Below are 25,274 nucleotides of genomic sequence, written 5' to 3'. Positions count from 1 at the left end.
GCAGCGCAACGCGCGCACCGCCCGGCCAGCGGGCGTGCGGCGGCCGGGCGCCGTAACCGATGAGATCGCGTGGATAGCGGGACTGGAGCATGGTGGTGGAGTCGGAATTGGATCGGGAAGTCATACGGTTCAGTTCAACGCATAAGGGGCCAGCATGCCCGCATACGCCTTGGGCAGCGGCCGCGCCCAGTCGCCGCGCTTGCTGGTGCCCAGGCGCACCGAGACCAGCGCCTCGGCCATCTTGACCGCGCACACCACGCCGTCGATCACCGGTGCGCCGATGGCGTCGGCGATCTCGTCGCACAGGTCGGTCATGCCGGCGCACCCCAGCACGATGCATTCGCTGCGGTCTTCAACCAGCGCCTGGCGGCAGGCCTCGGTGATGATGCGGCGCGCGTCCGAGCCCGGGCGCTCCAGTTCCAGCACGGGCAGGTCGCAGGCGCGCACGTTGTTGCAGAAGCGCTTCATGCCGTAGCGCTCGGCCAGGTGCCAGGCGATATTGCAGGTGCGCGCCAGCGTGGTCACCACGCTGAAGCTGCTGCCGACCACGCTGGCCATATGCATGGCGGCCTCGGCGATGCCGATCACCGGCCCGCGTGCCACCTCGCGCGCGGCGTACAGGCCGGGGTCGCCGAAGCAGGCGATCACGTAGCCGTCCACGCCCTCCTGCTCGCCGGCCAGGATCTCGTCGAGGATGCCGGGCACGGACAGGGCTTCGTCATAGTGGCTTTCGATGGAAGCCGGTCCCATGCGCGGGCTGACCGCGCTGATGCGCGTTCCCGGTGCCGCCACGGCGACGGCGCACTGCCCGATCTTGTCGGTCATGCTCTGGGTGGTATTGGGGTTGATGATCTTCAGCTTCATAGACGCGGCTCTGCTAAGTGCGGTCGAAATCGTGCAGTCGAAAGAATGGTTCCGGGGCTCAGGCCTGGCTGGCGGCACGGCTGCCGAAGTGGCCGGGCATCATGCGCGGCGCCAGTTGCCGGTACAGCACCAGCGCAATGCCCATGCCGATAAACCAGCTGTAGTTGGCCGCGGACTGCCAGGCCGGCACCACCACGCACAGGATCGGGATGATGGCCGCCGGGATCATGGTGGCCACCGCCGCCGGATTGAAGCCGTTGCGGTACCAGTAGCGGCCGCGCGGGTTCAGCGTGTACAGGTCGTCGACGTCGACATGCTGGCGCCGCACCAGGTAGTAGTCCGCAATCAGGATGCCGAACAGCGGGCCGATGAAGGCGCCCAGCACGTCCAGCGTGTAGTGGATCACCGCCGGGTTGTTGTACAGGTTCCACGGCGTGATGAAGATCGAAGCCACGGCCGCGATCATGCCGCCGGTGCGCCAGCTGATGTGCTTGGGCGAGACGTTGGAGAAGTCGAATGCCGGCGAAACGAAGTTGGCGACGATATTGATGCCGATGGTGGCGGTCATGAAGGTGAAAGCGCCCAGCAGCATGGCGAAGGTGCTGTCGATATGGCTGACGGTCTCCACCGGGTCGGTGATCAGCTTGCCGAACACCGGCAGCGTGGCCGAGGTCGTGATCACGGTCAGCAGCGAGAAGCCCAGGAAGTTGACCGGCAGGCCCCAGAAGTTGCCGCGCTTGACCGACTTGAAGTCCTTGGCATAGCGCGAGAAGTCGCCGAAGTTCAGCATCGGGCCGGAGAAATACGACACCACCAGCGCGATCGCGCTCAGCATCACCGGCACCGCTTCCCAGCCGGTGTACTTGACGAAGCTCAGCGTGAAATTGACGTTCTCCCAGCCGGCCTTGTTCACCAGCCAGATCGCCAGCGCGATCATAACCACGTACACCGCCGGGCCGGCCCAGTCGATGAACTTGCGGATGGTCTCCATGCCGGTCCAGAACACCAGCGCCTGCAACACCCACAGCACCATGAATGCGGCCCAGCCCAGCGTGGAGAGTCCGGCAAAGCCGTGCAGCTTCACGTCGGCATAGGGCGCCAGCGCGGGGAAGAAGTGCAGCGCCAGCACCAGGAAGGCGCTGGAAGCCAGGTAGGTCTGGATGCCGTACCACGCCACTGCGATGAGCCCGCGGATCACCGCCGGGATATTGGCGCCGAGCACGCCGAACGAGGCCCGGCAGATCACCGGATAAGGCGTGCCGGTCACCTGGCTGGGCTTGGCCACCAGGTTGCAGAAGTACTGCACGATCAGGATGCCGACCAGCAGCGACACCAGCACCTGCCAGCTGGTCAGCCCCAGCGCGAACAGACTGCCGGCGGTGATATAGCCGCCCACGCTGTGCACGTCCGACATCCAGAAGGCAAAGATGTTGTAGGTGCCCCAGGTCTGCTTGCGCAGCGGCGCCAGGTCCTCATTGGTCAGGCGTTCGTCATACCCCGGCTTGATCAGGGCGTTGCCGTGTGCGGCATGCCCGGCCTGCACCTGCGGGGCGTCGGCGGGGGTTGCGGTGGTTTGCATCATCTGAGTCTCCTGGCAGATGTGTGTCTTGACGATAGGCGACATGCGGCCGTTGGGCTCTTTGGTGTGCGCCGGTGGAAAGCTGCTTTTTATTGACTACAAAATTGTCTACAAAATTGATTTAGTGTGTAGACGATGTTGTAGATCACGGATTCGTGATTGTCAACATTCGCTTTCCCTGAAGTCTTCTCGCCCAATCCGGAATGTCCTCAGGGGTTTACCCCCGGCTTGATTCGTGCGAATCCTGAATATAGGATGTCCAACATCCCATCTGTAGATGGCCTAGCAAAGAGACAAAATTGGAGACAACTGTGGGGCATGGTCCGCTTTCCCGATTCACCGTACTCGACCTCACGCGCGTGCGCTCCGGTCCGGCCGCCGTGCGCCAGTTCGCCGACTGGGGGGCGACCGTCATCAAGATCGAAGAGCCGGGCCAGGCGCCCGATGACAAGCCGGGCGGTTCGGCGCAGTTTGCCGACTACCAGAACACCCATCGCAACAAGCAGAGCATTACGCTCAACCTCAAGCATCCGGAGGGGCGCGCGCTGTTCCTGGAGCTGGTGCGCAAGGCCGATGTGGTGGTGGAGAACTACCGGCCCAACGTGAAGTTCAAGCTGGGCATCGACTATGAGTCGCTGCGCAAGGTCAATCCGCGCATCGTCTATGGCAGCGTATCGGGGTTCGGGCAGGATGGTCCGTACCACGAGCGCCCGGGTCTGGACCAGATCGCGCAAGGGATCTCCGGCATGATGTCGGTCACGGGCGAACCCGGGCGCGGACCGATGCGCGCGGGGATTCCCGTTGCGGACCTGACCGCCGGTCTGTTCTGCGCGATCGGCCTGATGGTGGCGCTGCTGGAACGCGAAGTGTCCGGCCAGGGCCAGTGGGTGCAGACCTCCCTGCTGCAATCGCAGCTGTGGATGATGGACTTCCAGGCCATGCGCTGGCTGATGAATGGCGAGGTGCCGGGCCAGAGCGGCAACGATCATCCCACCAGCAGCCCGACCGGCGTGTTCCCGACGCAGGATGGCTACATGAATATTGCCGCCATGGGCAACGACATCTTCGCGCGGCTGTGCAAGGTGCTTGAGGTGCCTGAACTCATCGCGGACGAGCGCTTCCTGACGGTGCCGTTGCGTGCCCGCAATCGGCCGGCGCTGAACGCCGCGATCGCCGGGCGCACGCGCACCCGCACCACCGAGGAATGGATCGCCCGCATGAATCGCGAAGGGGTGCCGTGCGGCCCCATCCTCAGCATGAACGAGGCCTTCGCCGATCCGCAGGTCGAACATCTGCGCATGAGCCAGCCCATCGAGCACCCCAGGCTGGGCACGATCTCCGTCGTCGGCCAGCCGGTGATCCTGAGCCGGACCTCGCTGGGCGAACTGGCGCCGGCACCGGAGAGCGGTGAGCACAACCACGACGTGTACCGCTCGCTGCTCGGCCTGGATTCCGCGCGGATCGAAGCGCTTGCAGCGCAGGGGGTCATCTGATTGGGCGCTACCATATCCGCCATGATTGCCCCGCTTCCGGGGCCACGGACATGACGGAGATTCTGATGAAGGCCCAACTTGGCATGGAGATTCGCGGATTCACGAGCCTGCGCCGGCCGGACAACCTGCCCGACGAGATCGCGCACCAGATCCGCCAGCGCATCCTGGACGGCACCCTGGCCCACGGGCAGCAGCTGCCCACGGAGAACGAGCTGGCCACCGCGTTCGACGTGAGCCGCAATGTCGTGCGCGAGGCCATCGCGCGCCTGAAGCTGGCCGGCTACGTTGAAACCCGGCGCGGCACCGGCACGTTCGTGGCGCAGGGCATCGGGCAGCGCAACTTCGAGATCGTCACCGACGAGCTGCTGCATGAGGATGCGCTCGAGCATGTCTTCCAGCTGCGCGTCGAGATCGAATCGGGCGCCGCCGCGCTGGCGGCGCGGTTCCGCACGCCCGCGCAGCTGGAGGCGCTGCGACTGGCGCTGGCGAAGGTCGATGAAGCGGGCGCAGACTGGGAAAAGGGCGCGGACACCGCGCTCGATTTTCACCTCGCTGTGGGCAACGCGACCAACAACCCGTACTTCATCCGCTTGATGGCCCATCTGAGCCATGTGCTCCACGACTCCGTGCGCACGCTGCGTTCCACCTCGACCGGGACCACGCGCATCGCGGAAGTCGAGCAGGAGCACCACGCGATCTTCGACGCCATTGCCGCGGGGAACGCCGACCAGGCGCGCGCCGCCATGCGCTACCACCTGACCAACGGTATTGAAAGACATAAGGCCCGAGCGCCTGGAAAGACAACATGACCACGACACGCATACTGCAAGGCGAGATTACCGATACCCTGCTGGTGGAAAAACGCGGCCGCACCGGCTGGATTACCTTCAACGACCCTGGCCGCCACAACGCCGTCTCGTTCGACATGTGGGCGGCACTGCCCCAGGCGCTCGCAGCGTTCGAGCAGGACGACGAAGTGCGCTCGGTAGTGCTGACTGGCGCCGGAGAGCGCGCCTTCGTGAGCGGGGCGAACATCGCGCAGTTCGACAACCTGCGCTCCGGCGAAGAGGCCGTCGCGGCCTATGAGCAAGTGGCAGAGGCCGCCCAGCTGGCTCTCTACGACCACGCCAAGCCGACCCTCGCCAGGATCAAGGGCTATTGCATCGGCGGCGGCCTGAATATCGCGCTGTGCTGTGACATCCGGATCGCGTCGTCCGACAGCACCTTTGCCATTCCGGCCGGCAAGCTCGGCCTGGGCTACCGGCTCACCGCAATCCGGAATCTGGTCAGCACGGTCGGCGCCGCCAATGCGCTCGAAATCTTCCTGACCGCCAACCGCTATGCGGCGGCGGACGCCAAGGCCCTTGGCCTGGTCCACCACGTAACCGATGCGGCCGACCTCGACACGACGCTGCAGACACGCCTGGACCAGATTGCCGCCAATGCGCCCCTCACGCTGCGCGCCGGCAAACGCATGATTCGTCAATTGCAGCAGCTGGGCCCGCAGGTCGATATCGCGGGCATGCAGCAGCTCGTCATGCAGTGCTTCGCCAGCGACGATTACCGCGAGGGCAAGCGCGCCTTCGCCGAAAAGCGCAGCCCCGTCTTCAAGGGCCAATAAGCGTTACATCCCGGCGATCCGGGAATATCGGCAATACCGCCACGCATGACGTGGGGACACATACAAAAGAGAGGAGATATGGCATGAACACGAAGCAGAGGCTTGTCCTCGCGATGGCCGTGGCCGGCCTGGGCCTGGCAGGGCACGCGGCGGCCCAATATCCGCAACAGCCCATCCGTATCGTGGTGGGCTATGCGGCCGGGGGCACCACCGACATCCTGGCGCGGGCGCTGGCCGAACAACTGGCCAGCGAGCTGAAGCAGTCGGTGATCATCGAGAACAAGCCCGGCGCGGCCGGCAACTCGGCCGCCGCCTATGTGCAGCAGTCGGCGCCGGATGGCTATACGCTGTTCATGGCAACCGTGTCGAGCCACGGCATCAACCCAGCCTTGTACAAGAAAACGCTGGGCTACGAGCCGGTCAGCGGCTTTGCGCCCGTCAGCATGGTCGCCTCGATCCCGCTCGTGCTGATCACGACCCCGAACCTGCCCGCCAGGAACGTGCCTGACCTGGTGACGCTGGCCCGGAAGAAGTCGGGAGAGCTGAACTACGCATCCAGCGGCAACGGTTCGCCGGTCCACCTGGCCGGTGCGATGTTTGCCCAGAGCGCCAATGCCAAGCTGGTGCATGTGCCGTATCGGGGCGGAGCGCTTGCCAATACTTCGGTGATCGCCGGCGAGACGCAACTGAGCTTCGCCACGCTGCCTGGCGCCCTGCCGCAGGTGAAGGCCGGCAGGCTGCGCGCCATCGCCGTGACCACCAGGGAGCGGTCGCCGCAGCTGCCGGATGTTCCCTCCATGCGTGAAGTGCCGGGCTTCGGCAGCTTCGAGATCAATACCTGGAATGCATTGCTGGCACCGAAAAATACGCCCCAGCCGGTGATCGATGCGCTGAACCGGGCCGTCGCCAGGTCACTGGCATCGCCGAAGCTTATTCAGCGCTTCAACGGGGAGGGGGCGACGCCGGCAAGCAGCACCCCGGCCGAGCTCAGCCGCTTCGTCAACGCCGAGCTGGCCAAATGGGCTGGCGTCGTGAAAGACCTGGACGTCAAGGTCGACTGAAGGCAGGCGTCCGCAGAAGCGGGGCTTCTGCGGGCGGCCTTGCAGTCCGGCCAATCTCAATACGCAATCTTCGCCGTCAGGCTCACGCTGCGCGGATCCGCGGGCTGGATGTAGCTCTCGTACTGGAAGCCCCAGTAGCGCTTGTTGGTCACGTTATTCAGCGCGGCGCGCAGCGTCAGGTCCTTGCCGGCGACGCGGGTGTTGTAGCTCGCGCCGAGATTGAACACCGTGTAGCCGCCGGCCTCCAGCGTATTGCCCGCGTTCAGCTTGGTATTGCCGGTGTACTTGCCATCGACGCCAAGGCGCAGGCCGGGCACGAACGGCACGCGGTAGCTGATGCGTCCGGCCAGCACCAGGTCAGGCGCACCGGCGACGCGCTTGCCGTTGTTGGCCAGGCCCTTGTCGTAGTACGAGTCCAGGTACATCGCGCTCGCGCCGAATTCCCACTGCGGGCCCAGCCGGTACACGCCGGCCAGTTCCAGCCCCTGGTAGATCGAGGTGCCGTCCTGCTGGCGCGTCGGCACGCCGCCGTTGATGCTGTCGTACTCGGCGCCGCGCTCGATGCGGAAGGCGGCGGCAGTGGCGCTCCAGGCGGCCTGGTCGGCCTTGACGCCGACTTCATACTGCTTGCTGCGGATCGGGCTGAGCAGCTGGCGAGCGTTGGTGTAGCCATCCGGCACGATCGAGCCGGGCTCCAGCGCTTCCACGTAGCTGGCGTAGACCGTGGCCGTGGGCACGGGCTTGAACATCAGCGCCAGCGTGGGCGTGACCACGCCGTTCTTGCTGTAGCTGGAGCTCACCGGCACGTAGCCGTTCTGCTCGAAGTTGGTCACGCGCAGGCCGGCCAGCACCGACCAGCGCTCGCTCAGCTGGACGGTGTCGCTGGCGAACACCGACTTCTGCGTGATGTCGCTGTTGCGCACCTTGTTGAAGGCGGTCGAGCTGAAGTACGTGTTGGTGTTGGGCTCGAAGATATTGCCGGCGCCGATGACGGCGCCGAAGCCGTTGTTGTCATAGCGGTCGATCTGCTTCTGCCACGACAGGCCCGCCACCAGCTGGTGCCCGAACGGCCCGGTGCGGAACTTGCCTTCCAGCATCGCCTGCCATTGGCCCACCTGCTGGTTCTGCGCGGTGTCGTAGCGCTGGTCGCTGTAGTCGCCGGCCTGGTTCAGCAGGTTGTAGGTGCTTTCGTTGCGGCTGCGGTTGACCTTGGTGAAGCTGTAGTTTGTGCTCACCGCCCAGTCCGGATTGATCTGGTAGCGCAGGCCGGTGCTGTACAGCTGCAGGTTGGTGTTCAGGTGCTGGTCGGCACCGGCGAAGTTGCGGATGCGGCCGGACACCGCGGCCGGCAGGGCCGTGTCGCCGTAGCTCCACAGACTGAACGACGGCATCTGGCCAGTGGCGCGACGGTCCTGGTAGATCGAGTCGAAGGTCCAGGTCAGGTCCCTGGTCAGGCGCGCATCCAGGCCCAGCGAGGCGCTGTCGCGCTTGATATTGCGCGCGTTGTAGGGCGTGCCTTCCTCGTGCGTCACGTTCAGGCGGTAGCCGAACATATTGTTCGGGCCGGCGCGCCCGCCCAGGTCGACGTGCTCGCTCCAGACATTGGCGGCGCGGTAGCCCAGTTCGAACGAGGCGGAGAAGGTGTCGGTCGGCTTCTTGGTGACGTAGTTGACGATGCCGCCCGGGGTGGCGAAGCCGTACATGAAGCCCGGCAGCCCCTTGAGCAGTTCCACTTGCTCCATGTGCTCGTAGGGCAGCGTGATGCCGTAGGCCACGAACGGCAGCCCGTTGATCTTGAAGCCGTTCTGCCAGTCGATCTGCAGGCCGCGCACGCTCAGGTAGCTGGACCAGCTGTTGTAGCCGTTGCCGTTGTCGCTGACCGACGCATCCATCGCAAACACATCGCCCAGCTTGGCCACCTGGCGCTCAGCAAGGTCTTCGCCGGTGACGATGGTGGTGGAGTACGGGGTGTCGAGCTGCGTGCGCGAGCCCAGCGCGCCGGTGCTGGCCTTTTTCTCAAGCTGCAGGCCGGAATCGTCGACCGCCGAGGCGCTGACGGTCACCGCGGGCAGCGACTGCGCATCCGCCGGCGCCGCGGCTTGCTGTGCCAGCGCGGCGGTTGCCGGAAAGCCGACCACGACAGCCAGTTGTGCCAGCACGGCGAGATGGCGGGGCATGGGTGCGCGCTGGCGCGCGGCGCGAATGACTCGACGATTCATGAGGGGACCCGCAGGGGCAGGAGACAGGCAAGCCTGTATGTAAATGTAGGTATAAATGCGAATAATTCGCATTTATGAAAAGACCGAATGATGCTAGCGTTGGGATGGGGCGTCAAGACGCCACATGAGCCTTGTGGTTGAAAACAACGGGGCGGCATCAAACTGGGCGACGTAGCTCATATGAGCTACAATGTGAATACAATTGGCGTGGACAAATCTCAAACTGGTCGAGATGTCCACTTATCCGTTCTCCACTTCGCTATTGTTCGCAGGAGCCTGTCATGTCCGCTTCGACCTTTGTCCGAGCCCGTATCGACGTTGAAATCAAGGAAGAGGCCGCGATCGTTCTGGAAGCGATGGGACTGACGGTTTCAGACGCCGTGCGCATGCTTTTGACGCGCGTGGCACGTGAAAAGGCATTGCCTGTGGAACTGATGACTCCCAATCCAGCAACCATTGCGTCGCTAAAAGAGGCGCGGGCCGGTGGCCTCCGCAAGTTCGGGTCGGTGAGCGACCTGATGGCGGATCTCAATGATGAGGACGATTGAACGGACGACCCAATTCAAGCGCGATTACAAGCGCGAACTCAAAGGGCCGTTCAAGGCGCTGCTGCAAAGCCCGGCTGGTGACTGGTTTGCAATCCTGACTGCCTTGGCGAGTGACATGTCGCTGCCGGACAAATTTCGCGACCATGCGCTTGGCGGCCAGTGGAAGGACTTCCGGGATTGCCATGTTCGGCCAGACCTTTTGCTGATCTATCGGAAGCCAGACCCTTGGACACTGCAACTTGTCCGGCTTGGGTCGCATAGCGAGCTGGCCATGTAACGCGCAGTCCAGACCGCCAGCAAATGAAAAGCGGGCGGCACGATCAGTGCCGCGCGCTTTTTTTCAAGGACAGCAAGCCGCCGCGAATGGCGGCATGCCGTGGATGGCGACTTAACGCTTGCCGTCCTTCGCGTACACCCGCTCACCCGCCACCCAGGTCTCCAGCACCTGGGTCTTCCAGATGTCTGCCGGCTTGGCCTTGAACAGGTCCTGGTCGACCAGGATGAAGTCGGCCCACTTGCCGGCCTCGAGCGAGCCCAGCGTCTTCTCCTGGTGCTCGGCATAGGCCGCGTCCAGGGTGAAGGCGCGGAATGCCTGCGGCAGGGTCATGGCCTCTTCCGGATGCCAGCCGAGGATCGGGCGGCCTTCATGGTCAGTGCGGGTGACCGCGGCGTGCAGGCCGTAGAACGGGTTGGCCGATTCCACCGGGAAGTCCGAGCCGCCCGCGATCACGGTGCCTTGCTTGAGCAGCGTCTGCCAGGCATAGGCGCCCTTGATGCGATCCTTGCCGACACGGTCTTCGGCCATGTTCATGTCGCTGGTGGCGTGCGTGGGCTGCATCGAGGCGATCAGGTCCAGCGTCTTGAAGCGCGGGATGTCCGACAGCGCGATCACCTGCGCGTGCTCGACGCGGTTACGCAACTGGCGCCCGCCCACGTCCTTGTAGGCCGTTTCCATGGCATCCAGCACCTGGTGGTTGGTGGCATCGCCGATGGCGTGGATGTTGACCTGGTAGCCGGCCTTGATCGCGGTCTTGATCGCGGTCTGCATGGCGGCATCGCTCATGAAGAGCAGGCCGCTGTGCACGTGGTCGTCCGAGTACGGTGCCATCAGCGCGGCGCCGCGGCTGCCCAGTGCGCCGTCGCCATACAGCTTGACCGCGCGCAGGTAGTAGCGGTCGTTGCCATAGCCCACCAGCGGCCCCTTGGCCGACAGCGCCTTGAAGTCGTCGCCGGTGTCGCGGATCATGCCGTAGATGCGCGTGGTCAGCTTGCCCTGGTCGGCGAACTCGCGGTAAATCTTGTCCTCGGCAACGGTCACGCCGGCGTCGCCCGCTGCGGTCAGGCCGAGCGCGTTCATGTGCGCCAGCGAGGCGGCCAGCGCGGCGCGGCGGTCATCGTCGCTGTACGGCGGGATCACGCTGTTGACCAGCGCCATGGCCTTGTCGACCAGCACGCCGGTGGGGTTGCCGTTGGCATCGCGCTCGATGCGTCCGCCGGCCGGGTCCTTGGTGTCGCGCGTGATGCCGGCGGCCTGCAGCGCCTTGGTGTTGAGCCACGCGGCGTGGCCGTCCACGCGCACCAGCCGCACCGGGCGGTCCGACACCGCCGCGTCCAGCTCGGCCGCGGTCGGGAAGCGGCCCAGCTTCCAGTTCACCTGATTCCAGCCATAGCCCAGCAGCCACTTGCGCTGCGGGTTCTTGTCGCCATAGGCGCGGATCATGCCTTGCGCCTCGGCCAGCGTCCTGGTGCCGGACAGCGAGATCTCGGTGGTCTTGAAGCCCAGGCGGAACACGTGGCCGTGGGCGTCGATCAGGCCCGGCAGCAGGGTCTTGCCCTGGCCGTCGATGCGTTTGGCATCGGGGTACTGCGCGCGCAGTGCGGCGGCGTCGCCGGTGGCCAGCACCTTGCCCTGGTCGAACACCAGGCCGGTGAAGCTGGTGATCTTGTCCTGCTTCAGGGTGTAGCCCTGCACCGATTCCACCAGCGTCGGCGCGGCGTGCGCGGACAGGCTCAGTGCCATGCCGGCGCCAAGCGCCAGCATGCTCATGCGGATTGCTCTCTTCAAAGCGATGCTCCTTGTTGTTGTTGTGCTTGTGCTTTCTTGCTCTTGTGTACTGCTGGTTGTGAAGCGCGCGGGAATGGCGCTTATTCACCGATTGCCGGCACGGCGGCGCGCGCCGGGGCGGCATCGCGTCTGGCCGGCAGGGCGGGGAATTGCATCTCGGCATAGGACACGAAGCGCGTCTTGCGCGCAATGCGATAGCCCAGCCAGATCAGGAGGAAGATCGGGATGCCGATATAGGTGGCGGCCACGCTGACCCAGTCGATCTTGCCGCTGGTGAAAGCCTGGTAGTTCTGCCCAAGCGTCACGATCAGGCACAGCGCAAAGGCGAAGATCGGCCCGTAGGGGAAGAACGGCGAGCGGTAAGGCAGCCGGTCCAGGTCCAGCCCTTGCGCGACAAAGCCCTTGCGGAAGCGGTAATGGCTGACCGCAATGCCCAGCCACGCGATAAATCCGGTCATGCCGGACAGGTTCAGCAGCCACAGGTAGACCGACCTGCTTTCGAACAACGAGGTGAGAAAGCACAGCGCGCCCACCGCGGTAGTGGCCAGCAGCGCCATCAGCGGCACGCCGTTGCGCGTGAGCTGCGCAAAGATGCGCGGCGCGCGGCCTTCGGTGGCCAGGTTGTACAGCATGCGGGTGGAGGCATACATGCCAGAATTGCCGGCCGACAGCACCGCGGTCAGGATCACCGCGTTCATCACGCCTGCCGCAAAGGCCAGGCCCGCATGGCGGAACACCAGCGTGAACGGGCTGACGCCCACGGTCTGCACGTCGTTCTTGAGCAGGTTCGGGTCGGTGTAGGGGATCAGGATGCCGATGATCAGGATCGCCAGCACATAGAACAGCAGGATGCGCCAGAACACCTGGCGCACCGCGCGCGGGATGTTCCTGGCCGGATCGGCCGATTCGCCGGCGGCGACGCCGATCAGCTCGGTGCCCTGGAACGAGAAGCCGGCGATCATGGCCACGCCGATCAGCGCCGGCAGGCCGCCGACGAAGGGCGCGTCGCCGGTGGTCAGGTTGGCCAGTCCGTGGGAGGCCGACACGTCGCCGCGCAGGATGCCGAAGATCATCAGCGTGCCGATGCCGATAAAGGCGATCACCGTCACCACCTTGACCAGCGCGCACCAGTACTCGGCCTCGCCGAAGCCGCGCACCGAGATCGCGTTGAGCAGGAACATCAGGCCCAGGAACAGCGCGCTCCACAGCACGCCCGGCGTGTCGGGGAACCAGTACTGCATCACCAGCTGGGCCGCGGCCAGTTCCACCGCGATGGTCACCGCCCAGTTGTACCAGTAGTTCCAGCCGAGCGCGAAGCCGAAGCCTTCATCGACATAGCGCGCGCCATAGGTGGCGAACGAGCCCGACACCGGCATATAGGCCGCCAGCTCGCCCAGGCTGGTCATCAGGAAATAGACCATCGCCCCGATCAGGATATAGGCGGCCAGCGCGCCGCCGGGGCCGGCCTGTGCGATGGTGGCACCCGAGGCCACGAACAGCCCCGTGCCGATCGAGCCGCCGATGGCGATCATGGTGAGATGGCGTGCCCGCAGGGTGCGGCGCAGCGTCGGCGCGGGGGCGCCGGAAGAGGTGGGCTGGGAAGGTTGGCTTGACATCAGGATCCGGTCTGGGCGCGCGCCAGGACAAAAGGTCGCGAAGGCGCGCAACTATGCCGGCATCGCCGAGAGGCGGCAAGCTGCGCCGAAGCGCCAGCCGCACGGGTCGCGGCGGCCCGCCGCCAGTGCCTCCTCCCGGTTCTACCGGCCGGTATATTGGGCGGCATCATAAGAGAAATCGTTGTGCAGGGAAAGCCGCTGCGCGAGCCGCGCGCCGCCCGGTGTGCCGCATTGGCCGCGTGACCGCATTGCCTGTGCATGCGATGTAGGACAAACACCCGACGCGGAACAGGAATGGCACCGCTGCCACGGCAGCGGCGCGCGGTATATCGTGCGAGGTAGCAGGCGCTGCATGCCGGCCGGCGCGCGGGGCCACCCCATCCCATGCCGCCGCAGGGAGACCTCACGGATGTTCCAGACGCTCTGTCATGTTCCGTTCGATACCCGGCCAAGCCGTGCCGCGAGGCACGCGGGCGCCAGCCGGGGCCTGCGCCGGCTGACGGCGGCGATGCTCGGGTCGGCGCTGGCGGCCGGGTTGCTGGCAGGGTGCGCCAGCCTGCCAGCCTCGGCGCAGCGCACCCCCTCGAGCGCCCCGGTCAGTACCGCCGACACCCCGCTGGGCAAGGTGCTGGCGCCGCGCCTGGCGCAGCAGCCAGGCGAGTCGCTGTTCTATCCGCTGCAGTCCGGGCCCGACGCGCTCGCTGCGCGGCTGGCGATGGCGCGTGCGGCGCAACGCAGCCTGGACCTGCAGACCTATATCTTCGAGACCACCGGCACCGGCGCCGCCGTGCTGGGCGACATCATCGACGCGGCCGACCGCGGCGTGCGCGTGCGCATGCTGCTCGACGACCTGCATACCGGTGGCATGGACAAGATCCTGTCGGCCATCGATTCGCATCCCAATATCGAGGTGCGACTGTTCAATCCGTTTGCCAACCGCAGCGTGCGCTGGCTGGAAATGCTGGCCGGCTTCAAGCGGCTGGACCGGCGCATGCACAACAAGTCGATGACGGTGGACAACCAGATGACCCTGCTGGGCGGGCGCAATGTCGGCGATGCCTACTTCTCCGCGCGCGCCGACATGGACTTCAGCGACCTCGATGTGCTGATTGCCGGACCGGCGGTGCCGCAGGTATCGGCGGTGTTCGACGAATACTGGAACGACCAGTCCTCATACCCGGTGGTGGCGCTGATCCCCGCAGGCAAGGAAGCGCCGGTTGAGATGCGCAGCCTGCGCAAGGGCCTGGAAGCACGCGGCGACCAGGCCGTCGCCAGCCCCTACGTGAAGGAATTGCTGGAGTCCGGCCTGGCCAAGGGCATCGAGAGCGGCCGCATGCCTGCCTACAGCGGCAAGGCTGTCGTGGTCTCCGACAAGGCCGCCAAGATTACGCACCAGACCGACGACGACCCCGGGCACGCCACCGCCCGGCTCGAGAAAATGATCAACGGCGCGCAGAAGGAAGTGCTGCTGATCTCGCCGTACTTCGTGCCGGACGACGATGGCGAGGCCTGGCTGATCGCCCTGGCAAAGCGCGGCATCCGCGTGCGCATCCTGACCAACTCGTTTGCCGCCACCGATGTCAGCCCGGTGCATGCCGGCTACGCCCCGCACCGGCTGGCGCTGGTGGCCGCGGGCGTCGAGCTGTACGAGCTCAAGCCCAGCGCCTACGCCGAACTGGCAAGCAGCGGCAAGGCCGCGCGCGGTTCGCGCTCGCGCTCATGGCTGTCGTCCAGCCGCGCCAGCCTGCATGCCAAGAACTACATCGTCGACCGGCACCTGGTATTCATCGGCTCGCTCAACATGGACCCGCGCTCGGCCAAGCTCAATACCGAGATGGGCGTCGTGCTGGACAGCCCGGCGCTGGCCGAGCGCATGATCAAGTCCACCGAGCACGGGCTGCTCGACATGGCCTATCGCGTCGGCATGCAGACCGATGGCGACGGCGGCAACCGGCGTCTGACCTGGACCACGCGCGAGAAGGGGCAGCTCATGGTCTATGACAGCGAACCCGGCATGGGTCCGCTGCAGCATCTGGGCATCGGCGTGCTGCGCGTGCTCCCGATCAAGGAAGAGCTATAAGCCTGGCTGCGGTGCTGCACCGCGCCTTTCCTGAACCCGGGTTTGGGCGTATGGTTTTCCGCTTCGTTGCCTGCCGCAAAGGAGCTTCATGAAGGCCGCTGTCCTGTATCAACCCAAGACCCCGCTGATTATCGAAGACGTTGCCATCGGCAAGCCCGGCCCGCGCGAGGTGCTGGTGCGCACCGCCGCCGTGGGCGTGTGCCACTCGGACCTGCATTTCCTGGACGGTGCCTACCCGTACCCGATGCCGGCAATCCTGGGCCACGAGGCCGCGGGTGTGGTCGAGCAGGTCGGCGCCGAAGTGCGCACGGTCAAGCCCGGTGACCACGTGATCACCTGCCTGTCGGCCTACTGCGGCCATTGCGAACACTGCCTGACCGGCCGCCTGTCGCTGTGTATTGAGCCCGATACCCGCCGCCGCGAAGGCGAAGAGCCGCGCCTGATGGCCCGCCAGGGCGGGCCCATGAACCAGTTCCTGAACCTGTCGGCGTTCGCCGAGCAGATGCTGATCCATGAGCACGCGCTGGTGGCAATACGGCGCGACATGCCGCTGGACCGCGCCGCGCTGATCGGCTGCGCGGTCACCACCGGCATGGGCGCGGTGATCCATACCGCGAAGGTGCAGCCGGGCGAGACCGTTGCCGTGATCGGCTGCGGCGGCATCGGGCTGGCCACGGTCAACAGCGCCGCCATCGCCGGTGCCGGGCGCATCATCGCCATCGACCGCGTGCCGGCCAAGCTGGAGCTGGCGCGCAGGTTCGGCGCGACCGACGTGATCGACGCCGGCAATGCCGATGTGCTGGATGCCGTGCGCACCCTCACCGGCGGCGGCGTGCACCATGCCTTCGAGGCCATCGGCCTGAAGCAGACCACCGAGCAGGCCTTTGCCATGCTGCGCCGGGGCGGCACCGCCACGGTCATCGGCATGATCGCGCCGGGCGTCAAGATTGAACTGAAGGGCAGCGATTTCCTGGGCGAGAAGCGCATCCAGGGCTCGCTGATGGGCTCCAACCGCTTCCCGGTGGACATGCCGCGCATGGTGGACTTCTATATGGCCGGCCGCCTGCACCTGGACGAACTGATCGCGCAGCGCCTGCCGCTGGAGCGCATCAACGATGCCTTCGACCAACTGCGCCGCGGCGAGCTGGCGCGCTCGGTGATCCTGTTCGATTAAGGGCCGCCGCCCACAGCGCCATGGTTCGCGCTGTGGGACAATCGCGGCGCACCGCAATGACGAGGCGCCGCATGAAGACAATCGAATGGAAGGACTGGGAGATTTTTTGCCGCGTGGTGGAAGGCGGCGGCTTCACCCAGGGGGCCGAGCTGGCAGAGGTACCCAAATCTTCCGCCAGCGCCGCGGTGGCACGGCTGGAAGGCCAGCTAGGCATCCGCCTGTTCGAGCGCACCACGCGCCGCGTGCGCGTGACCGAACGCGGCCAGCGCCTGTATGAGCGCGTGGCGCCGCTGTTCGCCGAACTCCATGAAATCAGTGCCGAGGCCACCTCGGACAGCGCCGAAGTCAGCGGCCTGCTGCGCATCTCCACCCCCTATGAAGTCGGCTCCCAGCATCTGTCCGAAAGCCTGACGCGCGTGCTGCGCGCCCACCCCGGCCTGCGCGTGCAGGTCGATGTCAGCTGGGACCAGCCCGACCTGATCCGCCACGGCTACGACCTCGCGTTCGTGATGACCGACACCGCGCTGCACGACACCTCGTTCGCCAGCAAGCGCGTGGTGCTGGTTGAGCGCGCCTTCTATGCCGCGCCGGCACTGATCAAGGCGCGCGGGCTGCCGCGCACGCCGCAGGACCTGCAGGGGTGGCCCACGCTGGGCAATGCCGACGACCGCCACTGGGAGTTCCTGCGCGACGGCGTGGAGATTGCACGCCTGGATGTCGAGCCGCGCATCTGCACCCATAACGCCGAGCTGCGGCTCAAGGCGGCGCTCGACGGGCTGGGCGTGACGCGGCTGTCGCCGCGCTTCGTGCAGGATGCGGTCGGTCAGGGGCAACTGGTGCGGGTGCTGCCGGGCTATGCCTCATCGCCGCTGAAGGTCTACGTGCTGATGCCGGCGCGCAAGCTGATGCCGGCCAGCGTGCGGGTGCTGCTGGACATGCTGGAGCAGACGCTGGGGGTGCCGGAGGCGCGGCGCCCGTACGGCAAGCGGAGGGAGAACGCTTAGCTGCCGCGGCCTCCGCTTGCGGGCATCGGTCAATAAGGCTGCTCGGCCGGCCGCACGTCAAAGTGCAGCACTTCGGCAAGATCCAGCATCTCCTCGTCGTCCTCGCTGCGCGTGATCCAGCCGCCGTAGGCGTCGCCGCCGGTATCCCAGTTCCACAGCGTATAGCCGGCCACGCGCAATTGGTTGTGCGCCAGCTCCATCAGTTCCGGCACGCTGGTGGTCTCCAGGAAGGCTTCTTCCTCGGGGTCGTCGCTGCCCCAGTCGATCTCCAGGTCGATCCGTTCGCACAACTGGTTCAGGCAGCCGATAAAGGACTGGGCATCCTTCCAGTCGACAAAGAACCCGGACTGCCAGTCGATGACCTCACGGATCACCCACAGCAGTTCCTGGCCATCGGTGTCATCGTCCTCGGCATCGAGCAGGGCATCTTCAAACATCGACAGCTGCGCCGAGGTCTGCGCGCTGTCGCCAAGGTTGATCAGGGCGAAGAAACGCGCAATCGCGTCCTGCGTGTCGTCGTCCAGGGGTGTGGCCATCTTGTTTTCTCCTGTTGCTTGCTGCGGTCTCCTAGGCCGCGATGCGAATGATCTCGCGTTGGCCCGCCGGTGTCACGCGCAACGCGCGCGAGGTGCGCGTAGGCTCGACCCAGCCGCGCGACAGCAGGCTGCCCAACAGCGCCGCGCCAAGCGCGCCGCCCAGGTGCGGCTTGCGCTCGCTCCAGTCCGGGCAGGTGCAGGCAAACTGGCGCCGCTTGCGCCGCGCCGCCTCCACGTCGACACCCAGCCCCGCCAGCGCCTGCGCGCCGTCGCCGCTCAGGTCTACGCGCTGTCCGTCCAGCATCAGCCAGCCCGAATGCGTCATCCGCTCGAACAGGCCCACGGCCAGCTCGCCCGCCAGGTGGTCATAGCAGGTGCGCGCCTGGCGCAGCGCCGGTGGCGCGGTGCGCGATGCCGGCACGTCGCGCAGCCGCGGCGGCTGGCTGGCCAGCGACGCCGACGCCAGCGCCTCGATCGCCACGCCGATCTCCGGCGCGGCCAGGCGGTAGTAGCGGTTGCGCCCGCGCGTCTCGGCCACCAGCAGCCCGCCTTCGGTCAAGCGGGCCAGGTGGCCGCTGGTGGAGGAGGCCGACAGCCCGGCGATCAGCGCCAGCTCGCCGGCGGGCCGGGCGCTGCCGTCCATCAGCGCCCACAGCATGGCCGCGCGGCCGGGATCGGCGAGCAGGGCGGCGAGGTGGCTGATGCCCGGGGTGTAATCCATGGTTTGGCTCCGGATGAAAGGTGGCATGCGGAGTATAGGAGATGGGCCGGTCGTTGTGACCTCGGGGAATAAAGTCCTACCGAAATGTATGGTTCAGCCATCCCTAGCAGCGTGAAGCGGCAGTCCTTTGTCGCCTCGCGCTGCCGCTCTGCAGCAGCGCCTACATTCCCGTTGTCTCCCCACCTCCCGCCAGGCCGCACCCAGCAAGGGCCAATCCGAAACTAACCGGTTTGCCTCTCGGCATGGCAGCTCCGGTAGACATCGGCAAATCTTGGCACGGCGAGGATTTGCTGCACGAGTTCCCAGAAGCACGCGAAGTCCTCTTTTCGCTTCGTGAGGTTGGCCAGTGCGCGATGGAGGGAATCCGGCTCGGCCGTTAGCGCCGACACTCGCTTGCCAAGTCGGACAAAAGCGTCCGCAATATCATGCGTCGGCCCCAGCAGGGTCAGCGATGCGATGCGCTCTGGTATCCGCATGGCCAAGTTTAAAGCTAGCCGCCCAGCTCCAGCGCTCGCCCATGCTCGCCGAGTAGCCACTTCGGACGCACCGTTGGAAAAGGCGCAGAGAAAAGATGGACGAAAATCGCCCGGCAGCGCCTCTCGCTCAATGCCGCGCCGGCCGGCAGACTGTTCCCATGCACGACTACGTCTTGGCCTCCCCTGACTGACCGCCAGCATCGCCCGATTGCCGGTCCAAACGTCGAAGACGCACAATCATTTCCTTCTCGACTTGTTTGTCGCCGTGGGCCTTCGCGGCTTCAATTCCCTTCTGAAAGGCTACACGCGCCTTCGCATCTTGGCCGAGGTCCACATAGAGAACTCCGAGGGCTCGCCAAGCACCCGAATAGTGCGGGTCCAACTCGGTGGCTTTGACCAGATGAGGGACAGCAGCGGCCAACTCTCCTTGTTGCTGGTACGCCATTGCAAGCGTGACCCTGAGCAGAACGGAGTCCTGGCCAGCGGCGAGTCGTCGCTCCAGCGGTGCTATCGAGAACTTTGGCATGGTCATAGCCCTCCTCTGTCTCCTCACGCGTGTACAGCGGACCTACAAGCCGGGCCAGTGTGTGACTTCGCTTCAAAACCAACGCGCAAATGAAGGGAACGTGCTCGGCGAGAACGCAAGTGGCACAACCATGAACTCGACGAGAGGGCCGCCACGGGCACGACGACGATTGTTGCCGGTTGGCCGACCGCCGACTTCGTACCAACCACGCTTTGCAGAGCGGCGCGTGGACAATGCGATTCAATGGGTGACCGACACTACCTGCCCGGAAATGTCTTCCAGAATACATTTCTGGTAGACCTGTGCGACCACCGCCGCCCGAACGCCCTTGGCGGGGTCGCGTCCCATCGCTTCGAGCGTCTCCCACACCCATCCGGGGCTGATGACATTCACGCGAATCTTGCCTTGCAATTCGAGCGCTGCCGCCCGCCCGAACGCCTCAATGGCGGCGTTCACGGTGCTTACTGCTGCACCACCGAGCATTGGATGCTGCGCGAGGGTGCCACTGGTAAGCGTGACCGACCCGCCCTGGGAGATGTATGGAACCCCATACCGTACAAGATTGACCTGCCCCATCAGTTTATTGGCTAGGCTGAATGCAAAATCGTCGTCAGTCAGGCTGTCCAGTGGGGCGAATTTCGCGGTACCTCCTACGCAGACCACGGCATCAACCATCCCCAGTTGTTTGTACATCGCCAGAATCGACTGCTTGTCGGAGATGTCGACTGAGACCGCCGGCGAGCTACGACTGGCCCCGACCACGTCGTGCTCTTCCGACAATAAAGTCGTAATTTCTTTCCCAAGAAGCCCTGAGGCTCCAATGACCAGGATGCGCATACGTCCCCCTGATAACAGATGATGGGTGGTAGTGAATGGCCCACAGTACCCAGCCCGTTTTCAAGATGAAATAGCCTAGTTCATAGCATACGCCTTGCACGCAACTACGCGCCGACAACAGCTGCTTGGGTACCGAGCGGCAAGGAATGGCCACACTCGCTCGGCCATATTGCCGCGAAGACGCCGCCATGGAACCCCGTGGCGCGAGAGCTACTCAGACTGTTCTTTCTCAGTGTGCATCAAATTGACTCCGATCATGTTCGAGGACCGGAGTTGGTTACAGCTGACTGTGATTGGTGCAAGTCGCGGCGCGTTGGGGCGCTCTGCCTACCCCGCAGATCGGCGATGAACCAAAAAAACCCGCGCGGGCGGGGATGTGTAGCCGAGGGGTCAATCACGACGTGACTGAACGATGGCCGAATGTTCCGAACATTTCTGCCCCACCGGGGCAGGGTCAAGTTTCAGGGGTCGGCATTGGTGCCAGCAACTTTTGCTTTGCCACGTTGCCCTTTGATCCTGAAGAAGAACATCGGCAAAGCCGGTCCCTCCTATGTCGCCAGGTAATCCTGGTTTCGCATTGTTGGCGAATGCTCCCCGTCGCGCCCACTTCTGTGCCGAGAGCTCAGGGGTGCCCCCCGCCTCAGTTCAGCACGCCGTACGCACGCGCTTCAAAGATAGCCTGCGTGCGCGTCTTGACCGCCAGCTTCTTATAGATGTTCTTGACGTGCGACTCGATGGTCAGCCGCGACAGTGACAGTGCGTCGGCGATCTCGCGGTTGGTCGACCCCTTGTTGATGAAGACGAGGATCTCGGTCTCGCGTGCGCTGAGCAGCGGCTTTGCGCTTCCCGTCGGTGAAAGCCTGGTCTCGGCGGGTGCGGCCTTGGGTACCAATGTCGTGAGTAGCCGCTTGGCAATGGACGGATCGATCGGCGTGCCACCGCGCAGCGCGCCCCGCAGGCACACCGTCAGCTCGATGTCGTCGCGCTCCTTGAGCAGGTAGCCGGTGGCGCCGGCGATCAGCGCGCCGACGATTTCCGTGTCCGTGCCCGGTGATGCAATCACGACGATGGGCAGATCCGGAGCACGCTCGCGCAGGCACCGGATCAGCTCGATGCCACCGCCATCGGGCAGGCTGGTGTCGACCAGCGCCATGTCGAACGGACCCTGATCCACCAGCGCGCAGGCCTGCGCGATGGTGCCCGCGAACGAGAGCGCGCCGGCCGCGTAGTCGAGCACGGTGAGGATCCCGCAAAGGCGCGTCAGCATCGGGCTCTCGTGCCCGACCAGCAGCAGTTGGCCACGCATGACGTTTCGGCGGCTATCGGAGAGCGTCGCGTTCGTTGGCATGGAGAAAGGCATGGGGGCTGGTGCGACCAGGGATGCGAGCTGCATGCCCGGTCGGGTGCAGTTCAGATGATCAGCGGCGCTGATTTCACCATCGGACCCGCAGTGATGCAATACGGCAACTGTCGTATGCGATTGACATGGCTGACCCCTTTCTCGTTCTGGTTTGACCCTTGGTAGCGGCGCATGCCACGGTATTGCGTGGCATGCAGCTGGGCCTTGGGTAGAAGTAAAGCCCAATCAGGCGGTTTTTCCTATACCTGAAATCAGGCAGAGGCTGCTGCCGCGTTGGGGCAAGCCATCTCCCCCGAATGAGGCTGGGGGCCAGCCAGGCAGGTTTGCGATACCGCGCGGCGCAACCTCGGGCGGTAGCCCTGCTGATCAAAATACCAATTCTCAGGGATTGTGCCCGACCTCACCGTCACCTTAAATTCCGCTTGAATTTGCGCGCCGCAACTAGAAACACAGCAAGGGTCAACGATGGAACGGCGCGCAAAGACAAGGTGCCTTCGTCGTGCCGCAGCACGCCATGCGCGAGCCGGCTGGCGCGGAGCCACCAGCGGGGTCGAGCGCGTGCAGCCTGCTGCCTGCGCACTGCGCCAGGTAGGAACGGGTAACAAAAAGTGGGTTTGCCAGCGAGGGCATCCGTCTTCCGCAGCCGCCATGCCGGCCCTGCGGCGCGATGCGCTTCGACCTTTTTCGGACCGGTTGCGCCGGCCCGGGGGACTGGTTTTGCCTTCAGCACGGGCTGCCGTGCGAAACCGATGATTTGACCGGACACATTCGAGTCCTTCCGGAGAGTTCCATGTCCAATAGTCTGCAGAAGTGGGTAGGGCGAAATCGCCCGCCTCGGGTCCAGATTTCATATGACGTAGAGGTCGGTGACGCGGTCGAGAAGCGCGAGCTGCCCATGGTGGTCGGCCTGCTGGCGGACCTGTCCGGGCAACCGGCAGTGCCGCCGCCCAAGCTCAAGGAACGGCGCTTCATCGAGATCGACCGCGACAACTTCGACGGGATCATGGGCAAGATCGCGCCGCGCCTGGAGTTGTCCGTGCCCGACACCATGAAGGGCGACACCAATCTCAAGGTCGAACTGCGCTTCGACAAGTTCAGCGACTTCCATCCCGAAAGCCTGGTGGCGCAGGTGCCGCGCCTGGCCAAGCTGCTGGAAGCACGCCAGCAACTGCGCGACCTGCTCGGCAAGCTCGATGGCAACGACGAACTCGACGTGCTGCTCGAGCGCATCGTCAACAACGCCGATGAGCTCAAGCTGGTGCGCAGCGAAGCCGACTCCGGCGCCGCGGCGGCACAGCCGGAAACCGGAGACGCCACGCCGGCATGACGCGGCGGCGGGCGCGGGCATCGAGGCACGCAGGACGCAACGAATTCACAAAGGGTGAACCAGATGGCAAAGAACTCCGCAGCGGACAACGCGAGCGCCGAATCAAAGGGGAGCACCACGGCCGCAGCCGAGCGTGAACTGACGCTGCTCGACCGTATCGTGCAGGAAGGCAATATGGCGGTGGAGCCGTCGCAGAGCGGCTATGCCAGGAAGCTGATCGGCCAGCTGGCCTCGCAGATCCTTGACGAGGGCATGCGCACCAGCCCGGACAAGAGCCTGGTGGCAACCATCAACGAGCGCGTGGCCGAGATCGACCGCCTGCTGAGCGACCAGCTCAACGCGATCATGCACGACCCCGCGTTCCAGGCGCTGGAAGGCGCGTGGACCGGCCTGCACGACATGGTCTACGGCACCGAGACCGGCACCAGCCTGAAGCTGCGCCTGCTCAACGTGACCAAGGCCGAGCTGCTGAAGGATCTTGAAACCGCAGTCGACCACGACATGAGCGTGCTGTTCAAGAAGATCTACGAAGAAGAGTACGGCACCTTCGGCGGCCATCCCTACACGCTGCTGATCGGCGACTACAGCTTCGGCCGCCATCCGCAGGACGTGGCGCTGCTTGAGCGGATATCGAAGGTGGCAGCCGCCGCCCATGCACCGTTCATCACCAGCGCGGCGCCGAGCCTGTTCGACCTGCGCGCTTTCACCGAGCTGGGCGTGACGCGCGACCTGGCCAAGATCTTCGAGAGCGCGGAGCTGGCGCAGTGGCGCGGCTTCCGCGAAACCGAGGATTCGCGCTATGTGTCGCTGGTGCTGCCGTCCTACGCGGCGCGCCTGCCTTACGGCGCCAGGACCAATCCGGTCGAGAGCTTCAATTTCGAAGAAGACGTCGACGGCACCGACCACAGCAAGTACCTGTGGGCCAACTCGGCCTACCAGCTGGGCCTGCGCATCACCGACGCGCATGCCAAGTACAACTGGTCGACCGCCATCCGCGGCGTTGAAGGCGGCGGCAAGGTCGACGGCCTGGTTGCGCATACCTACAAGACGGATGAAGGCGACGTCGCGCTCAAGTGCCCGACCGAGGTCACCATCACCGACCGCCGCGAGAAGGAGCTCAACGACCTGGGCTTCATCGCCATCGTCAACGCCAAGGGCTCGAACAGCGCCACCTTCTTTGGCAGCCAGACGGCAAACAAGCCCAAGGTCTACAACAAGGACCAGGCCAACGCCAACGCGCAGTTGTCTGCCCGACTGCCGTATGTGCTGGCGGCTTCGCGCTTTGCGCACTACCTGAAGGTGATCATGCGCGACAAGGTGGGCAGCTTCCAGACGCGCGGGGACGTGGAGCGCTACCTGAACAACTGGATCGCCGACTACGTGCTGCTCAATCCCTCCGCGACGCCGGAGGCCAAGTCGCGCTTTCCGCTGAGCGCCGCGCGCGTCGACGTGACCGAGGTGCCGGGCAAGCCCGGCGCCTACCGTGCCACGTGTTTCCTGAAGCCGCACTTCCAGATGGAAGAACTGACCGCATCGATCCGCCTGGTTGCAGACTTGCCGGCAGCGGCAGCGTAGACCGGCAGACTCGCATCCCGGCATCCCCGGACATAACGGAACTGAGAGAGCACAGACACCATGGACACCATCATTCTCGACATCCCCGAGATCAAGGGCAGCAACAAGCAGCAGACTGGCCGTGCCGCCGAGCGCATCCAGATCTATTCGTTCTCGCACGGCGTGGCGATGGCCGTGACCAATGACCCGGCCAACTCGAAGCGCACCTCGGGCAAGGCGCAGTTCCAGAGCATGACGATGTCAAAGAAGACCGACCAGGCCACGCCCGGCCTGTACGCCGCGTGCGCCGCCGGCAAGTCGCTCGGCGATGTGAAACTCGAGATCGGACGAACCGAAGACGGTGCGTTCCGCTCGGAGATGACCTACACGCTGAGCGACGCGATCGTCGAGTCCATCCAGACCGCTGGCGGCATGGGCGATTCCTCCGACACGTTCACGCTCGACTTCACCCGCATCACCGCGTTCTTCACGCAACAGAAGGGCGACGCGCAGAAGGAAGGCACGGCGGCGTTCGGCTGGGACCTGGTGGAGAACATGGCCTGCGCGGTGTCCGCGCCGCCGGAGCCGCAGAAGAAGGCGGCGTAAGCGGGGC

The 25,274-nt window shown here is 65.2% G+C and carries 22 protein-coding genes; 12 read left to right on the top strand and 10 right to left on the bottom strand.

The annotated features are described in order from the left end of the window. Positions 1-129 precede the first annotated feature (129 nt). Positions 130-864 carry an aspartate/glutamate racemase family protein gene (locus AC3WQZ_RS15540; RefSeq protein ID WP_010810757.1) on the bottom strand — a complete coding sequence of 245 codons (735 nt, stop codon included), beginning with the start codon at positions 862-864 and terminating at the stop codon, positions 130-132. A gap of 58 nt (positions 865-922) precedes the next feature. Beyond that, positions 923-2,446, bottom strand: coding sequence for an NCS1 family nucleobase:cation symporter-1 (locus AC3WQZ_RS15535; RefSeq protein ID WP_041688251.1), 1,524 nt, complete (start codon positions 2,444-2,446; stop codon positions 923-925). A 308-nt stretch (positions 2,447-2,754) separates the two neighbouring features. On the opposite strand from AC3WQZ_RS15535, the gene AC3WQZ_RS15530 reads away from it, so the two are divergent. The 4 genes from AC3WQZ_RS15530 (at position 2,755) to AC3WQZ_RS15515 (ending at position 6,618) form a co-directional block, all read left to right on the top strand. Next, positions 2,755-3,936: a CaiB/BaiF CoA transferase family protein gene (locus AC3WQZ_RS15530; RefSeq protein WP_010810755.1), complete on the top strand. Its 1,182-nt coding sequence runs from the start codon at positions 2,755-2,757 to the stop codon at positions 3,934-3,936. 65 nt (positions 3,937-4,001) lie between these two features. Beyond that, positions 4,002-4,745, top strand: a complete 744-nt coding sequence (locus AC3WQZ_RS15525) for a FadR/GntR family transcriptional regulator (RefSeq protein ID WP_010810754.1) — start codon at positions 4,002-4,004, stop codon at positions 4,743-4,745. Further along, positions 4,742-5,557: an enoyl-CoA hydratase gene (locus tag AC3WQZ_RS15520; RefSeq protein WP_010810753.1), complete on the top strand. Its 816-nt coding sequence runs from the start codon at positions 4,742-4,744 to the stop codon at positions 5,555-5,557. The genes AC3WQZ_RS15525 and AC3WQZ_RS15520 overlap by 4 nt, the downstream gene beginning before the upstream one ends. An 83-nt stretch (positions 5,558-5,640) precedes the next feature. Next, positions 5,641-6,618, top strand: a complete 978-nt coding sequence (locus AC3WQZ_RS15515) for a Bug family tripartite tricarboxylate transporter substrate binding protein (RefSeq protein ID WP_439669465.1) — start codon at positions 5,641-5,643, stop codon at positions 6,616-6,618. A 56-nt stretch (positions 6,619-6,674) separates the two neighbouring features. Here AC3WQZ_RS15515 and AC3WQZ_RS15510 read toward each other — a convergent pair whose 3' ends face one another. Continuing rightward, positions 6,675-8,837, bottom strand: a complete 2,163-nt coding sequence (locus AC3WQZ_RS15510; RefSeq protein ID WP_492300841.1) for a TonB-dependent siderophore receptor — start codon at positions 8,835-8,837, stop codon at positions 6,675-6,677. A 281-nt stretch (positions 8,838-9,118) separates the two neighbouring features. On the opposite strand from AC3WQZ_RS15510, the gene AC3WQZ_RS15505 reads away from it, so the two are divergent. Together AC3WQZ_RS15505 and AC3WQZ_RS15500 are read left to right on the top strand one after the other, a co-directional pair. Further along, positions 9,119-9,385, top strand: coding sequence for a type II toxin-antitoxin system RelB/DinJ family antitoxin (locus AC3WQZ_RS15505; RefSeq protein WP_010810750.1), 267 nt, complete (start codon positions 9,119-9,121; stop codon positions 9,383-9,385). Then, complete coding sequence (locus AC3WQZ_RS15500) at positions 9,372-9,662, top strand: type II toxin-antitoxin system YafQ family toxin (RefSeq protein ID WP_011617903.1); 291 nt, start codon at positions 9,372-9,374, stop codon at positions 9,660-9,662. Before AC3WQZ_RS15505 ends, AC3WQZ_RS15500 begins: the two co-directional genes overlap by 14 nt. 111 nt (positions 9,663-9,773) lie before the next feature. On the opposite strand, the gene AC3WQZ_RS15495 is transcribed toward AC3WQZ_RS15500, so the two are convergent. After that, the gene (locus tag AC3WQZ_RS15495) at positions 9,774-11,450 is read right to left on the bottom strand and encodes an amidohydrolase (protein WP_492300840.1); all 1,677 of its coding nucleotides are present in this window, start codon (positions 11,448-11,450) and stop codon (positions 9,774-9,776) included. A gap of 80 nt (positions 11,451-11,530) precedes the next feature. Then, on the bottom strand, positions 11,531-13,066 hold the full coding sequence (locus AC3WQZ_RS15490; RefSeq protein WP_058697403.1) for an amino acid permease: 1,536 nt from the start codon (positions 13,064-13,066) through the stop codon (positions 11,531-11,533). A 409-nt stretch (positions 13,067-13,475) separates the two neighbouring features. On the opposite strand from AC3WQZ_RS15490, the gene AC3WQZ_RS15485 reads away from it, so the two are divergent. The 3 genes from AC3WQZ_RS15485 (at position 13,476) to AC3WQZ_RS15475 (ending at position 17,324) form a co-directional block, all read left to right on the top strand. Beyond that, complete coding sequence (locus tag AC3WQZ_RS15485) at positions 13,476-15,146, top strand: phospholipase D family protein (protein ID WP_058697402.1); 1,671 nt, start codon at positions 13,476-13,478, stop codon at positions 15,144-15,146. Between the two features lie 88 nt (positions 15,147-15,234). Next, a complete protein-coding gene (locus AC3WQZ_RS15480) occupies positions 15,235-16,320 on the top strand; it encodes a Zn-dependent alcohol dehydrogenase (protein ID WP_010810744.1) in 1,086 nt (361 codons plus the stop codon). Positions 16,321-16,391: 71 nt separating this feature from the next. Further along, positions 16,392-17,324: a LysR family transcriptional regulator gene (locus tag AC3WQZ_RS15475; protein ID WP_492300837.1), complete on the top strand. Its 933-nt coding sequence runs from the start codon at positions 16,392-16,394 to the stop codon at positions 17,322-17,324. 29 nt (positions 17,325-17,353) lie between these two features. On the opposite strand, the gene AC3WQZ_RS15470 is transcribed toward AC3WQZ_RS15475, so the two are convergent. From AC3WQZ_RS15470 to AC3WQZ_RS15450, 5 genes are all read right to left on the bottom strand, one after another. Beyond that, positions 17,354-17,860, bottom strand: a complete 507-nt coding sequence (locus AC3WQZ_RS15470) for a DUF6630 family protein (RefSeq protein ID WP_010810742.1) — start codon at positions 17,858-17,860, stop codon at positions 17,354-17,356. 31 nt (positions 17,861-17,891) lie between these two features. Beyond that, positions 17,892-18,581: an ArsR/SmtB family transcription factor gene (locus AC3WQZ_RS15465; RefSeq protein WP_011617900.1), complete on the bottom strand. Its 690-nt coding sequence runs from the start codon at positions 18,579-18,581 to the stop codon at positions 17,892-17,894. Positions 18,582-19,223: 642 nt separating this feature from the next. Then, a complete protein-coding gene (locus AC3WQZ_RS15460) occupies positions 19,224-19,583 on the bottom strand; it encodes a tetratricopeptide repeat protein (RefSeq protein ID WP_492300835.1) in 360 nt (119 codons plus the stop codon). Positions 19,584-19,823: 240 nt separating this feature from the next. After that, the gene (locus tag AC3WQZ_RS15455) at positions 19,824-20,420 is read right to left on the bottom strand and encodes a short chain dehydrogenase (protein WP_010810738.1); all 597 of its coding nucleotides are present in this window, start codon (positions 20,418-20,420) and stop codon (positions 19,824-19,826) included. Between the two features lie 640 nt (positions 20,421-21,060). Continuing rightward, entirely contained in the window at positions 21,061-21,780 is a 720-nt protein-coding gene (locus AC3WQZ_RS15450) for a LuxR C-terminal-related transcriptional regulator (protein WP_492300833.1), read from the bottom strand. A 790-nt stretch (positions 21,781-22,570) separates the two neighbouring features. Here AC3WQZ_RS15450 and tssB point away from each other — a divergent pair. The 3 genes from tssB to AC3WQZ_RS15435 all read left to right on the top strand — a co-directional run bounded on the left by tssB (position 22,571) and on the right by AC3WQZ_RS15435 (position 25,267). Continuing rightward, the gene (tssB, locus tag AC3WQZ_RS15445; RefSeq protein WP_011617867.1) at positions 22,571-23,107 is read left to right on the top strand and encodes a type VI secretion system contractile sheath small subunit; all 537 of its coding nucleotides are present in this window, start codon (positions 22,571-22,573) and stop codon (positions 23,105-23,107) included. A 63-nt stretch (positions 23,108-23,170) separates the two neighbouring features. Continuing rightward, complete coding sequence (tssC, locus tag AC3WQZ_RS15440) at positions 23,171-24,682, top strand: type VI secretion system contractile sheath large subunit (RefSeq protein WP_010810735.1); 1,512 nt, start codon at positions 23,171-23,173, stop codon at positions 24,680-24,682. A gap of 60 nt (positions 24,683-24,742) precedes the next feature. Then, positions 24,743-25,267: an Hcp family type VI secretion system effector gene (locus AC3WQZ_RS15435; protein WP_010810734.1), complete on the top strand. Its 525-nt coding sequence runs from the start codon at positions 24,743-24,745 to the stop codon at positions 25,265-25,267. Positions 25,268-25,274 lie beyond the last annotated feature (7 nt).

Source organism: Cupriavidus sp. FW305-26, assembly GCF_058787975.1.
Note: the sequence above shows the minus strand (reverse complement) of the source record. Positions and strands in the feature narration are given on the sequence as shown.